The organism is Brucella lupini (assembly GCF_002252535.1).
GTDB classification, from domain to species: Bacteria; Pseudomonadota; Alphaproteobacteria; order Rhizobiales; family Rhizobiaceae; genus Brucella; species Brucella anthropi.
Map to the genome: position 1 here is coordinate 228,856 of NZ_NNRN01000062.1, position 13,416 is coordinate 242,271.

The window sequence follows — 13,416 nt, forward strand, 5'->3', positions numbered from 1 at the left end:
GTATCCCCATGCGACTTAAAGACAAGGTGGCCCTCATCACTGGTGCTGCACGCGGTATCGGACTTGGCTTCGCTGAAGCCTATGCGCGCGAGGGCGCGAGGGTTATTATTGCCGATATTAATATTGAGCGGGCAGAGGAGGCCGCACGCGGCATCGGTTCATCGGTCAAGGCGGTAAAGCTTGACGTGACCGACCTCAGTCAGATTGACAAGGTTGTTGCAGAGATCGACGCGGAATATGGCGGCATCGATATTCTGGTCAACAATGCCGCGATCTTCGATATGGCCCCTATCAACGAACTGACCGAAGACAGTTATGAGCGTGTGCTCGACATCAACCTGAAGGGACCGCTTTTCATGATGAAGGCGGTTTCAAACGTAATGATCAAGCGCGGACGCGGCGGCAAGATCATCAATATGGCGAGCCAGGCGGGTCGCCGCGGCGAGGCGCTGGTGACCCTCTATTGCGCGTCTAAGGCCGCTATCATTTCCGCCACGCAGTCGGCTGCTTTGGCGCTCGTCAAGCATGGCATCAATGTCAATGCGATTGCACCGGGCGTGGTCGACGGCGAACATTGGGACGTGGTGGATGCGAATTTTGCCAAATGGGAAGGCCTGAAGCCGGGTGAGAAAAAAGCGGCGGTAGCGAAGTCCGTTCCAATCGGTCGGTTCGCGACGCCGGAAGATATTACCGGCATGGCCGTTTTCCTCGCATCATCAGATAGCGACTACATCCTCGCCCAGACCTTCGGCGTTGACGGTGGTAATTGGATGGCTTGAGACAGGGCCGGGACATACAATGAAAGCGATCTATTTTACAGGCCACGGCGAAGCCGGACTGACTGATCTGCCGGAGCCGGTATTACAGTCGGGACACGCCTTGATCGACGTCAGGGCGTCGGGTTTGTGTCACACCGACATAGATGTTTTGCATGGCCGCTATGGGTCCAGCGCATTTCCGCTGGTACCAGGGCATGAATATGCTGGCATTGTGGTCGCGGTGGCGGAAGACGTGACCAATGTGAAGGTGGGCGACCGCATTGCGGTCGATCCGAATATTCCCTGCGGTCATTGCCGTGCCTGCCTCAAGGGGCTCACCAATCTGTGCTCGGACTTAAAGGCCTATGGGGTAACCCATAATGGGGGCTTTGCAGGCATGAGCCTTGTCGATGCCAGCCATCTCCATTCCATTGGCGATCTGCCTTTTGAGTTAGCAGCACTCGCGGAACCACTTGCCTGTGTCCTCAACGGTCTTGGCGCAGCGGAACTGAAAATCGGTTCACAAGGTGCCGAAAATGCACTCGTCTTCGGTGCAGGCCCGATTGGCTTGTTGCTAGCCTTATCGTTGAAGGCGCAAGGCGTGCAACAGGTTGCCGTGGCTGACATCAACGAACACCGTCTGACTTTTGTCGAAAGTCTCGGCCTTGAGCCAGTCGTGTCGGGCTCGGAAATGCTGGATAAGCGTAAGCGCAGTTTCGATTTCGTTGCCGATGCAACCGGCATTGCCAAGGTCGTTGAAAGCATGGTCAGCTTCACGGCCGACGGCGGTACGGTTCTGGTGTTTGGCGTTTGCGCACCGGATGCACGGATTTCAGTCACGCCTTTCGAAATTTTCCGTCGTCAGATTCGAATTGCAGGGTCACATTCGCTGAACCGCAACATTCCGCAGGCCCTGGAAATACTCAAACAGGACAAGGGCGAAATGGCACGCCTCGTTTCGCACCGGTTACCGCTCAGCGAAATGCTGCCGTTCTTCACCAAGCACGGTGGCGATCCTGCTACGATGAAGGTCCAGTTCGTACCCGATTGAATTGAAGGAAATCGTCATGACCAAATTGTCGCGTGCAACGCTCCAGAGCTTCGACAAGGTACACAAACCCGGCTACGACCCAACCGGGTTGAAACCGGGCATCGTGCATTTCGGTGTTGGCAATTTTCATCGTGCCCATCAGGCTGTCTATCTGGACGATCTGTTCGGAATGGGTGAGGGGCATGACTGGGCGCTGGTTGGCGCTGGTGTGCGTGGCAGTGATGATGCCATGCGGGACACGCTCAAGGCGCAAGACTGGCTTACCACAGTTGTCGAACAGGAAGCCGATTATGCGGAGGCAAGGGTTACCGCTTCCATGATCGATTATGTAACCATATCGACCGAAGAAGGGCGAAAGGCTTTGATGGCCTATCTCACATCGCCCTCTATTCGCATTGTTTCCATGACGATCACCGAAGGTGGTTATTATATCGATCCGGCCAGCCAGACCTTTGATCCTGCTCATCCTGATATTGTGGCAGATGCCACTCATCCGGACCAGCCAAAGACCGTGTTCGGCTTAATCGTGCAGGCACTGAAACTGCGCAAGACGGCGGGTGTTCAACCTTTCACCGTCATGTCGTGCGATAACATTCCGGGCAACGGGCATGTGACGGAAGATGCCGTGACGGGACTGGCCAAATTGAGTGATGCGACTTTTGCCGACTGGATTTCTGCCAATGTAGCTTTTCCAAATTCCATGGTGGATCGCATCACGCCGGCCACCGGTGCACGCGAGCGTGAAATCGCTGCGAAGGATTTCGGGGTTGAAGACGGCTGGCCGGTTTTCTGCGAAGTTTTCAAGCAGTGGGTGATGGAGGACAATTTCCCCACCGGGCGTCCTGCATTGGAAAAAGTAGGTGTCACATTTACCGATCAGGTTGCCGCTTATGAACTGATGAAAATCCGCATTCTGAACGGCGGTCATGCAGCCATTGCCTATCCGGGTGGACTGCTCGACATTCACTTCGTGCATGAGGCGATGGAGCATCCGCTGATCCGGCGCTATCTGGAAAAGCTCACCAAGGATGAGATCATTCCAGAGGTGCCGCCCGTACCGGATACCAATCTCGAAGACTATCGCATCCTCATCGACGAACGCTTCGCCAATCCAAGCATCGGCGATACGATCCGCCGCCTTTGCCTTGATGGCTCCAACCGTCAGCCGAAGTTCATTCTGCCCACTGCTTCTGATCGTGTGGCAGAAGGCAAGTCTGTGACAGGACTGGCGCTTGTTTCCGCATTCTGGTGCCGTTACTGCTATGGCACGACCGATAGCGGCACGGTTATTGAGCCGAACGATCCGTCATGGGACCGCCTGACAAAGCAGGCGGCTCTTGCAAAAAGCAATCCGGCGGCATGGCTTGCGATGGATGATATCTTCGGCTCGCTCGCTTCAAATCCAGCTTATGTGGCGGCTTTTTCATCCGCACTTCTGCGCATCTGGCAGGATGGGACTGTCAAAGCGCTCGAACGTTATCTGGCAGGTGAGCCGCTATAACTGAAAATTACAATGCGCCCGGATAGACCCTTACCGGGCGGTTGTCCTTGACCGACTCCATCACCACAAATGTCGATGTGCTTGCGACATTGGGCAGGCTCGATATCTTTTCGCCTAGCACCTCGCGGTAACGCCGGATGTTGGGCGTTCGCACCTTCAGAAGATAGTCGAAAGAGCTTGCGATCATATGGCATTCTTCGACTTCACGTATCTTGCGCACGGCCGTGTTGAACGCCTCAAGCGCGGCTTCGCGTGTGTCGGAAAGCTTGACCGTCGTGAAGGCGATATGATCGAGACCGAGTTTCTCAGGGTCGATGGCCGCACGAAAGCCGACAATATAGCCTTCATCGACCAGTCGTTTCAGCCTTGCCTGGCATGGTGTCTTGGAAAGACCGACCTTTTTCGAGAGTTCCGTGACAGGAATGCGTCCGTCTTCGCTCAATACTTCCAGAATACGCCGATCGAATTGGTCCAGATCGTCTACAGAATCTATCTTTCGCATTCTTCTAGCCTACTTTAGAGCCTATAATAAGATCGATAATCCTTTATATGGAGCAAATGAAGGCAGAATGCAATTTGCACAAATGATAGTGTGCGCCCACTTAAAGCAGAGCTAAACTGGGCAAAGACGCTCGGGGCTGTTTTCATTTGTGAGCATTGCACCATGACCGACACCATACCCGCTCCTATCAATCCGGTTTTCCAGAATTTTGCGCCGCCGATCCGCGAGCAAAGCGCACTGAGGCAGGCGATTACCGCCGCTTATCGCCGGCCGGAAGCTGAATGCGTTTCCGCGCTGGCTGCACAGGCCGCCTTGCCGGAAGAAACAGCCAAGCAAGTCCGTTCCACGGCTCGCAAGCTGATTGAAGCGCTGCGCGCCAAGCACAAGGGTACAGGCGTCGAAGGCTTGGTGCATGAATATTCGCTGTCGAGCCAGGAAGGCGTGGCGCTCATGTGCCTTGCCGAAGCCCTTCTGCGTATTCCGGACATGGCGACGCGTGATGCTTTGATCCGTGACAAGATTTCGAATGGCGACTGGAAATCTCATATCGGTGGTGGTCGTTCGCTCTTCGTCAATGCTGCAACCTGGGGACTTGTCGTTACCGGCAAGCTGACCAACACGGTCAATGATCGCGGCCTGTCAGCTGCCCTGACACGTTTGATCGCTCGTTGCGGCGAGCCTGTCATTCGTCGCGGTGTAGACATGGCCATGCGGATGATGGGCGAACAGTTTGTCACCGGCGAAACCATCGATGAAGCTTTGAAGCGCGCCAAGCCGCTGGAAGAACGCGGCTTCCGCTATTCCTACGATATGCTGGGTGAGGCCGCGACCACCGCTGCCGACGCCGAGCGTTACTACAAGGATTACGAAACCGCCATTCATGCCATTGGTCGTGCTTCCGCCGGTCGTGGCATTTATGACGGCCCTGGCATTTCCATCAAGTTGTCCGCTTTGCATCCACGCTATGTCCGTGCGCAAAGCGAACGCGTCATGGGGGAGTTGCTGCCGAAGGTGAAGGCGCTGGCCGCTATCGCCAAGTCCTACAATATCGGTCTCAACATCGATGCCGAGGAGGCAGACCGTCTGGAACTGTCGCTTGATCTGTTGCAGAGCCTGATCGAAGATCCGGATCTGGCAGATTGGGAAGGCATCGGCTTCGTGGTGCAGGCCTACGGCAAGCGTTGCCCGTTCGTGCTCGATTTCATCATCGACATGGCCCGTCAGAACAAGCGCCGCGTCATGGTTCGTCTGGTAAAGGGCGCCTATTGGGACGCCGAAATCAAGCGCGCACAGGTTGACGGTCTGGAAGACTTCCCGGTTTTTACCCGCAAGGTACATACCGACGTTTCCTACATTGCATGCGCACGCAAGCTCCTTGCGGCGACAGACGCCGTTTTCCCGCAATTTGCAACGCATAATGCGCAGACGCTGGCCACCATCTATCATTTGGCTGGTCCGGATTTCAAAACCGGAAAGTTCGAGTTCCAGTGCCTGCATGGTATGGGTGAACCGCTTTATGACGAAGTTGTCGGTGCCGAAAAGCTCGGCCGTCCGGCCCGCATCTATGCGCCGGTCGGCACACATGAAACGCTTCTGGCCTACCTTGTTCGCCGACTTCTCGAAAACGGTGCGAACTCGTCTTTCGTCAATCGCATCGGCGATGAAAGTGTCTCCGTCGATGAGCTGATCGCCGATCCGGTTGATGTCGTTCGCTCAATGGCTGTCGTCGGAGCACGCCATGACCAGATTGCCCTGCCGGAAAATCTCTATGGCGCTCGCAAGAACTCTGACGGTTTCGACCTGTCGAACGAAGTCACGCTCGCTGAACTCAGCAAGATTCTGAAAGACAGCGCTGACCGCGTGTGGACATCGGAACCTCAGCTTGCCGGAACCAAGGTAAAGGGCACCAGCCGCTCGGTTCTCAATCCCGGTGACCGGAACGATGTTGTCGGTACGGTGACGGAGATCGCCGAAGAAGATGTGGCGAAAGCCATGAAGGCGGCACAGAAGGCAACGGCAAGTTGGTCTGCGGTTGCGCCAGCCGAACGTGCGGCTTGTCTTGAGCGCGCAGCGGATATCATGCAGCGTGATATGCCGGTTCTGCTCGGCCTCATCATGCGCGAAGCCGGCAAATCCATGCCGAACGCGATTGCTGAAGTGCGCGAAGCCATCGATTTCCTGCGTTATTATGCAGAGCAGACCCGTCGTACGCTGGGCGTCGGCCACAAAGCGCTTGGACCTATCGTCTGCATCAGCCCGTGGAACTTCCCGCTGGCGATCTTTACCGGTCAGATCGCAGCCGCACTCGTTGCAGGCAATCCCGTGCTGGCAAAGCCTGCCGAAGAAACGCCGCTGATTGCAGCACAGGGTGTTCGCATCCTGCACGAGGCTGGCATTCCAGCGGATGCGCTGCAACTTCTGCCGGGGGATGGCCGCATTGGGGCCGCGCTGGTTGCTGCGGAAGAGACTTGCGGCGTGATGTTCACCGGTTCGACCGAAGTGGCGCGCCTCATTCAGGCTCAGCTTGCCTCGCGCCTGTTGCCCAACGGCAAACCGATCCCGCTGATCGCAGAGACCGGCGGTCAGAACGCCATGATCGTGGATTCGTCCGCTCTGGCCGAGCAGGTCGTGTTCGACGTGATTGCATCGGCATTCGACAGTGCGGGTCAGCGTTGTTCGGCGCTCCGCGTTCTCTGCCTGCAGGAAGATGTCGCAGATCGTATCCTGACGATGCTGAAGGGCGCGCTCAGGGAACTTTCCATCGGCCGCACCGACAAGCTGAAGGTGGACATTGGGCCGGTTATTACCGATGAAGCCAAGAACATCATCGAAAAGCACGTTCAGGGTATGCGCGATCTCGGTCGCAAGGTTGAGCAGCTTCCGCTTGGTCCTGAAACCCAGAATGGAACTTTCGTTGCACCGACCATTGTCGAGATCAATTCGCTTCGCGATCTGAAGCGGGAAGTTTTTGGCCCGGTTCTGCATGTCGTGCGCTACAAGCGCGATGATATGGAGCGCCTGATCGATGATATCAATGCGACCGGCTATGGGCTTACTTTCGGCCTGCATACGCGCCTTGATGAGACCATCGCCAATGTTGCGGATCGTATCCGTGTCGGAAACGTCTATATCAACCGCAATGTTATTGGCGCGATTGTCGGCGTGCAGCCATTCGGCGGACGCGGCATGTCCGGCACTGGTCCAAAGGCAGGTGGTCCGCTCTATCTCGGACGTCTCGTGGAAACAGCTCCAATCCCGCCGCGTCATAGCTCGGTTCACACTGATCCAGCGCTCAAGGATTTTGCGAAATGGCTTGGCCAACGCGGCATGAACGATCTGGCTCAGGCTGCGCGTGACACCGGTAGCGCTTCGGCCCTCGGTCTTGACCTTGAATTGCCGGGCCCTGTTGGCGAGCGCAATCTTTATGCGCTGCATCCGCGTGGAAATATCCTGCTGGTTCCGCAAACGGAAGCAGGCCTTTATCGCCAGATGACGGCTGCCCTCGCTACGGGCAATACTGTGTATGTCGACGAGGCTTCAGGTTTGCGGAATGTCCTGAAAGATGTTCCAGCTTCAGTCGCAGCGCGCACGATCTGGACGAATAACTGGGAATCCGACGCACCGTTCGCTGGAGCGTTGGTTGAAGGGAACGCTGAACGCATTGTCGAGATCAACAAGAAGCTTGCAACGCTTCCCGGACCGTTGGTTCTGACGCAAGCCGCTTCCACGGAAGAACTGGCAAACAACCCGGATGCCTATTGTCTCAACTGGTTGCTGGAAGAAGTTTCGACTTCGATCAACACCACAGCGGCTGGTGGCAATGCCAGCTTGATGGCAATCGGCTGATCTCCTGACAGGCAATAACTAAAAGGCGGCTTTCGGCCGCCTTTTTCTTTTATCGATACAAGTTTGCATGGCTGTGCAAATGATAGTCAAAAACAGAATGATTGAATTATTTTTTGTAATTTCAGAATAAAATTTACAAAGGCATTGACAGGCTTTCATAAAAGGCAAACACTGTGCACACGCTTGCAAAAGCGTCGGCGTGGAGGCGCCGTATAAAGGGAGGAAAACAATGCGTTCGGCATTTCTGGTTGCGGCGCTGGCCGCAGGTGTATCTTCATTTGCTTTTTCTGCGCAGGCCGCAGGCAATCTCAATCTTATCTGTTCCGCGGACGTGGTCATCTGTGAGCAGATGAAGAACATGTTCGAGAAGGATACTGGCATCAAGGTCAACATGGTGCGGCTTTCCTCCGGTGAAACCTATGCCAAGGTGCGGGCCGAAGCGCGCAATCCGAAGACAGATATCTGGTGGGCAGGCACCGGCGATCCGCACCTTCAGGCTGCAGCTGAAGGGCTGACGCTCGAATATAAATCCCCGATGCTCGACCAGCTGAACGATTGGGCCAAGAAACAGGCCGAAAGCTCCGGCTTCCGCACGGTTGGCGTTTATGCCGGTGCGCTTGGTTGGGGTTACAACACCGATATTCTTGCCAAGAAGAACCTGAAAGAGCCGAAATGCTGGGCCGATCTGCTTGATGCGTCCTATAAGGGCGAAATCCAGATGGCCAATCCGAATTCTTCCGGTACCGCCTACACGGCACTGGCGACGCTTGTTCAGATCATGGGTGAAGACAAAGCCTATGATTATCTGAAGAAGCTCAACGAAAATGTATCGCAGTACACCAAGTCGGGCTCGGCTCCCGTCAAGTCGGCTGCGCGTGGTGAAACTGGCATCGGCATCGTCTTCATGCATGATGCAGTATCGATGACGGCAGAAGGTTTCCCGGTCAAGTCAGTCGCACCGTGTGAAGGCACAGGCTACGAAATCGGTTCCATGTCGATCATCAAGGGCGCCAAGAATCTCGAGAATGCGAAGAAGTGGTACGACTGGGCGCTGACCGCCGAAGTGCAGTCGCACATGAAAGATGCGAAATCCTTCCAGTTGCCTTCGAACAAATCAGCCGAGGTTCCAAAGGAATCCCCGCGCTTCGAGGACATCAAGCTCATTGATTATGACTTCAAGACCTATGGCGAACCCGCCAAGCGCAAGGAACTGCTCGAGCGCTGGGATAAGGAAATCGGTGCACACGCCAACTGATCTTTCATTGGCTTGAAATCCGGGTGCGCCGCTCTTGTTGTGCGACGCACCCGGATGACGGAACAAGGCAGCGGTTTTCCTGAAATATGCAGGAGCCGGCGCACCTGGAGCATTTCCAGTTTAAATTGAATCATTGGAAATGCTCCATCTCTTTGTTTCTACGCATTATCCTGCGCAAAACCGCTTCGCACTTTTGCTGGAAATGCTCTAGCCATTCCTTGGAAATCCCCGATCTGGAGGGACGCGGACATCCATGAAACAGCATAATCGCAGACTGGATACCGTTCTGGCACTTGCGCTCGCGGCATTTGTCTTGTTGCCGTGGTATCGCATAGAAGACGGCTTTCTGAGCTTCGGCTGGCTCGCTGGAATGTTCGGTGATGGTGCAACGGCACCCGGCCTTTGGCAGATAGCCTTCTTCGGGCGGCCTTGGCTTGGCGCTGTTGCTGTATTCATGCTGCTTTGTGCCGGTGCCCGTTTGCTATTGCCTGTTGAACGTCGGAGCGGTGTTCTGATATGGGCGAGCCTTCTTGGTGTACTTTTCCTGACGCTGCAAGGCTTGGCCATCGGTTTTTCCGGCTGGAACTGGACCATCAGTGAAAACCTGTTCGGCGCACTTTCTGACGGCCAGCCGGCCTTCGGCGCTGGAGCAATCCTGACAGGGCTCTGTTTTCTGCTGATTTTCTCGTTTGGTCTCGCGGAACGCGGTGTGATGAAGGGGGACGCCTTCGTCGTTTCCTCTATCACCCTGCTGGTCGCATTGGTGGCTGTATTCGTCTTCTATCCTGTTATCAGCATGTTTGCCGGGTCGGTGCAGGATTTCGACGGTTCTTTCAAACCTGAGGGGTTTATCGGCAATATTCAAGATTCCTCGATCTGGAGTCTGGCCTGCGTTATAGGTGAGGGGCGATGCGGCGTTGCATGGCGCACGTTATGGTTGGCTCTGATGACTGCGACTGGTTCTACAGTGCTGGGTCTTGCTTTTGCACTGGTTGCGACCCGCACAGGCTTCCCTTTCAAGAAAGGCTTACGGCTTCTCACCATATTACCGATCATCACGCCGCCCTTCGTTGTCGGTCTTGCATTGACACTGCTTTTTGGCCGCGCAGGCGTAGTGACGGAACAGATTTCCAATATATTCGGCGTGGAACCAGGCCGGTGGCTTTATGGTCTCACCGGCATATGGATCGCACAGGTCCTGTCTTTCACCCCGATTTCCTTCCTCGTACTTATCGGCGTTGTCGAGGGTGTGTCACCGTCGATGGAAGAAGCATCTCAAACTCTGCGCGCTGATCGCTGGCGTACGTTTCGCAGGGTTTCTCTGCCGCTGATGGCACCGGGACTTGCCAATGCGTTTCTCATTGCTTTCATCGAAAGTATGGCGGATTTCGGCAATCCGATGGTGCTCGGAGGCAGCAATGGGGTACTTTCGACCGAAATATTCTTTGCCGTGGTTGGTGCGCAGAACGATCCATCGCGCGCGGCAGTTCTCGCAATCGTGCTGCTCTGCTTTACATTGACTGCGTTTCTGATCCAGCGCGTCTGGCTCTCAGGCAAGAACTTCGCAACTGTGACCGGCAAAGGCGATTCCGGTATGCATGCCGGGCTGCCACGCGGCTTAAAGATCGGCGTTTATGCCCTTGTCATTCCTTGGATGATTTTCACCATCGTTGTTTACGCGATGATCCTTATCGGCGGCTTCGTGCGTCAGTGGGGGCTCGACAATACATTGACAGTCGAGCACTACGCGCGGGCGTTTTCCGTCAATTGGACAGAGAGTGGCATTGCGTGGACCGGTGTGGCATGGAATTCGTTCTGGACGACGATGGAAATCTCGCTGATTTCGGCTCCGCTGACTGCTGCTGTCGGGTTGCTAACGGCCTATCTGATCGTTCGCCAGCGTTTTGTTGGACGAAACGTCTTCGAATTCGCCTTGATGCTGAGCTTCGCAATTCCCGGCACCGTTATCGGTGTCAGCTACATCATGGCTTTCAATCTGCCACCGCTTGAAATGACTGGCACGGCGCTGATCCTGATTGCATGTTTCGTCTTCCGCAACATGCCAGTGGGTGTGCGTGGCGGCATCGCCGCAATGAGCCAGCTTGACAAGAGCCTCGACGAAGCCTCGCTGACGTTGCGGGCAAACAGCTTCCGCACGATCCGCAAAGTCATTCTGCCACTGCTGCGTCCCGCAATCACAGCTGCATTGGTCTATTCCTTCGTGCGTGCCATCACGTCCATCAGCGCGGTTATTTTCCTCGTTTCGGCGCAATACAACATGGCGACATCCTACATTGTCGGTCTGGTCGAAAACGGTGAATTCGGCGTGGCTATTGCTTATTCATCGATGCTGATTGTCGTGATGATCGTGGTCATTACAGGCTTCCAACTCCTCGTGGGTGAACGCAAACTCAGGCGCGAGAACCGCGTTGCGGCTGTCCCCCCCGTCAAAACCGTTCGTCAGGAGAAAACCGCATGACTGCGATCCGTCCCGGCTCTGTTACATTTGAAAATGTCACCAAGAAATTCGGTAATTTTACCGCCTTGCCCGATCTGTCCCTGACCGTCGAGCCGGGAACTCTGGTGACGCTCCTTGGACCATCCGGTTGCGGCAAGACGACGACATTGCGGCTGCTGGCTGGGCTTGAACATCCGACTTCGGGTCGCATTCTGATCGGTGGCAAGGACGTGACCAATCTGCCTGCCAATGAGCGGGATGTGTCCATGGTCTTCCAGTCCTATGCGCTCTTTCCGCATATGAACTCGCTCGACAACGTGGCCTACGGCTTGGAATCTTCAGGTTTGAAAAAAGCGGAAGCGCGCGAACGTGCGGAAGCCGGGCTGAAGCTCGTCGGTCTTGCAGGAATGGGGCATCGCCTTCCGGCAGAACTGTCGGGTGGCCAGCAACAGCGCGTGGCCGTAGCGCGCGCACTTGTGCTTGAACCGCAGGTTCTGCTTCTGGACGAGCCGCTTTCGAACCTCGATGCTCGCCTGCGCCGTCGGGTGAGGACCGAAATTCGTGAGTTGCAACAAAGGCTCGGGTTCACTGCCGTCTATGTCACGCATGATCAGGACGAGGCGCTTGCCGTTTCCGATACGATCATTGTCATGAAGGAGGGCAATATCGCACAGAAGGGAAGCCCTCGTGATCTCTATGAAACACCGGCCTCAGCCTTTATCGCAGATTTCATGGGAGAGGCGAATGTTGTGCCGTGTGAGGTGATGACGGCAGATGGGGGCGAAGCTGTCATTCGTGTGGGCAGCCTGACCCACCGGGTTATCGCGCGCAACGCTCGACCAGGTCCGGCGCAGCTTGCGATCCGGCCCAACGCAGTGACCTTGCAGCCAAAGACTGGCGGCGGATTTCCCGGACGTGTAGCCCATTCGGCCTATCTTGGCGATCATATCGAGTATGAAATCGAGACCGAGCACGGCAAGCTTTTCATTGTCGATCCGGCGGTCGAGGAGGCTCTGCCGCCGCAAACCGATGTATCGATCGAGTTCAAAATGCGCGGACTTGCCATTATCAATCAATAGGCGCAAAAACGTCGCGCCTTTCTTTATCTCTCATCGGAAAATCATCATGACTTCCCATCCCCGACAGGAACTAGAAGCGCGGCTGGCGCTTGCCGAAAAGATCGCGCGCGAGGCGGGCGCCAAGGCTCTCGACTATTTCAAGCAGCGTGAAACACTGGTTATCGAAACCAAGCGCGATCCGCAGGATGTAGTGTCGATTGCCGACAGGGACGTTGAACAGCTTATCCGTGCCCGTGTGTCGGAAGCGTTTTCTCAGGATGGTTTTCTGGGAGAGGAATACGGGTTGAATGAAGGCACTTCGGGTTACACATGGGTTGTGGATCCTATTGACGGCACCAGTCCTTTCGTCAACGGTATGCCGAACTGGTGTGTTTCCATTGCCGTTCTGAAAGACGGCGAGCCCGTCATTGGCGTAATCCAGGCGCCGTGCTTCGACGAACTCTATGCTTCGGCAAAAGGCTTGGGTGCAACACTTGATGGAAAGAAGCTGGTCCTCGATCCGAGCCGCACGATCCGTAATTCGGTGACGGGTATCGGCGCCAACAACTACGTAACACCACAGGTTGTTGCAAAAATCGTAGAAGACCTGCTTGAGGCGGGCGGAACCTTTATCCGTAATGGTTCAGGCGCACTGATGATCGCTTATGTCGCGGCTGGCAGGCTGGTCGGATATTATGAGCCTTATATGCATGCCTGGGATTGCATGGCGGGCTTCTGTCTCGTGCGTGAGGCGGGAGGTTATGTGCATCCTTTTCCGGTAGACGGAGAACAGCTCACCAAAGGCAACAAGGTTTTCGTGGCTGCACCCGGTGCGGTGGAAGATCTGAGAAAAATCGCGCGTTTAAGCCCGAGATAAGCAAGGAGAGGACAGAAACAAAGAACGCCTAATTTCCTAAACTGTTTGTTTCGGTTTAGCTGAGAGGCCCTGATAACGTACTCGTGAATGTGTTTTATTTAACTAATGCA

9 protein-coding genes are annotated in these 13,416 nt (G+C 55.4%); 8 read left to right on the forward strand and 1 reads right to left on the reverse strand.

Annotation, left to right across the window (positions count from 1 at the left end; genetic code table 11):
- The first annotated feature begins 8 nt into the window (after window positions 1-8).
- The 3 genes from CES86_RS24535 to CES86_RS24545 are packed head-to-tail and all read left to right on the forward strand — an operon-like array spanning window position 9 to window position 3,310.
- A complete protein-coding gene (locus CES86_RS24535; protein WP_012093206.1) occupies window positions 9-779 on the forward strand; it encodes an L-iditol 2-dehydrogenase in 771 nt (256 codons plus the stop codon).
- A 19-nt stretch (window positions 780-798) separates the two neighbouring features.
- Window positions 799-1,809, forward strand: coding sequence for a zinc-dependent alcohol dehydrogenase family protein (locus CES86_RS24540; RefSeq protein ID WP_094515651.1), 1,011 nt, complete (start codon window positions 799-801; stop codon window positions 1,807-1,809).
- A 16-nt stretch (window positions 1,810-1,825) separates the two neighbouring features.
- Window positions 1,826-3,310, forward strand: coding sequence for a mannitol dehydrogenase family protein (locus CES86_RS24545; protein ID WP_012093204.1), 1,485 nt, complete (start codon window positions 1,826-1,828; stop codon window positions 3,308-3,310).
- Between the two features lie 7 nt (window positions 3,311-3,317).
- On the opposite strand, the gene CES86_RS24550 is transcribed toward CES86_RS24545, so the two are convergent.
- Window positions 3,318-3,812 (reverse strand): Lrp/AsnC family transcriptional regulator, encoded by a 495-nt coding sequence (locus CES86_RS24550; RefSeq protein ID WP_010659033.1) that lies wholly within the window; start codon window positions 3,810-3,812, stop codon window positions 3,318-3,320.
- Between the two features lie 162 nt (window positions 3,813-3,974).
- On the opposite strand from CES86_RS24550, the gene putA reads away from it, so the two are divergent.
- The 5 genes from putA to CES86_RS24575 all read left to right on the forward strand — a co-directional run bounded on the left by putA (window position 3,975) and on the right by CES86_RS24575 (window position 13,306).
- Window positions 3,975-7,658 (forward strand): trifunctional transcriptional regulator/proline dehydrogenase/L-glutamate gamma-semialdehyde dehydrogenase, encoded by a 3,684-nt coding sequence (putA, locus tag CES86_RS24555; RefSeq protein ID WP_094515652.1) that lies wholly within the window; start codon window positions 3,975-3,977, stop codon window positions 7,656-7,658.
- Window positions 7,659-7,887: 229 nt separating this feature from the next.
- Window positions 7,888-8,913: an ABC transporter substrate-binding protein gene (locus CES86_RS24560; protein WP_040128265.1), complete on the forward strand. Its 1,026-nt coding sequence runs from the start codon at window positions 7,888-7,890 to the stop codon at window positions 8,911-8,913.
- 253 nt (window positions 8,914-9,166) lie between these two features.
- Window positions 9,167-11,392, forward strand: a complete 2,226-nt coding sequence (locus CES86_RS24565) for an ABC transporter permease (RefSeq protein WP_094515653.1) — start codon at window positions 9,167-9,169, stop codon at window positions 11,390-11,392.
- On the forward strand, window positions 11,389-12,450 hold the full coding sequence (locus CES86_RS24570; RefSeq protein ID WP_094515654.1) for an ABC transporter ATP-binding protein: 1,062 nt from the start codon (window positions 11,389-11,391) through the stop codon (window positions 12,448-12,450). Before CES86_RS24565 ends, CES86_RS24570 begins: the two co-directional genes overlap by 4 nt.
- Window positions 12,451-12,496: 46 nt before the next feature.
- Complete coding sequence (locus CES86_RS24575; RefSeq protein WP_012093200.1) at window positions 12,497-13,306, forward strand: inositol monophosphatase family protein; 810 nt, start codon at window positions 12,497-12,499, stop codon at window positions 13,304-13,306.
- Window positions 13,307-13,416: the final 110 nt, after the last annotated feature.

Bases quoted from the DNA above. Each gene is read 5' to 3' on its own strand.
- CES86_RS24535 (WP_012093206.1), top strand. From the start codon at position 9: ATGCGACTTAAAGACAAGGTGGCCCTCATCACTGGTGCTGCACGCGGT.
- CES86_RS24540 (WP_094515651.1), top strand. From the start codon at position 799: ATGAAAGCGATCTATTTTACAGGCCACGGCGAAGCCGGACTGACTGAT.
- CES86_RS24545 (WP_012093204.1), top strand. From the start codon at position 1,826: ATGACCAAATTGTCGCGTGCAACGCTCCAGAGCTTCGACAAGGTACAC.
- CES86_RS24550 (WP_010659033.1), bottom strand. From the start codon at position 3,812: ATGCGAAAGATAGATTCTGTAGACGATCTGGACCAATTCGATCGGCGT.
- putA (WP_094515652.1), top strand. From the start codon at position 3,975: ATGACCGACACCATACCCGCTCCTATCAATCCGGTTTTCCAGAATTTT.
- CES86_RS24560 (WP_040128265.1), top strand. From the start codon at position 7,888: ATGCGTTCGGCATTTCTGGTTGCGGCGCTGGCCGCAGGTGTATCTTCA.
- CES86_RS24565 (WP_094515653.1), top strand. From the start codon at position 9,167: ATGAAACAGCATAATCGCAGACTGGATACCGTTCTGGCACTTGCGCTC.
- CES86_RS24570 (WP_094515654.1), top strand. From the start codon at position 11,389: ATGACTGCGATCCGTCCCGGCTCTGTTACATTTGAAAATGTCACCAAG.
- CES86_RS24575 (WP_012093200.1), top strand. From the start codon at position 12,497: ATGACTTCCCATCCCCGACAGGAACTAGAAGCGCGGCTGGCGCTTGCC.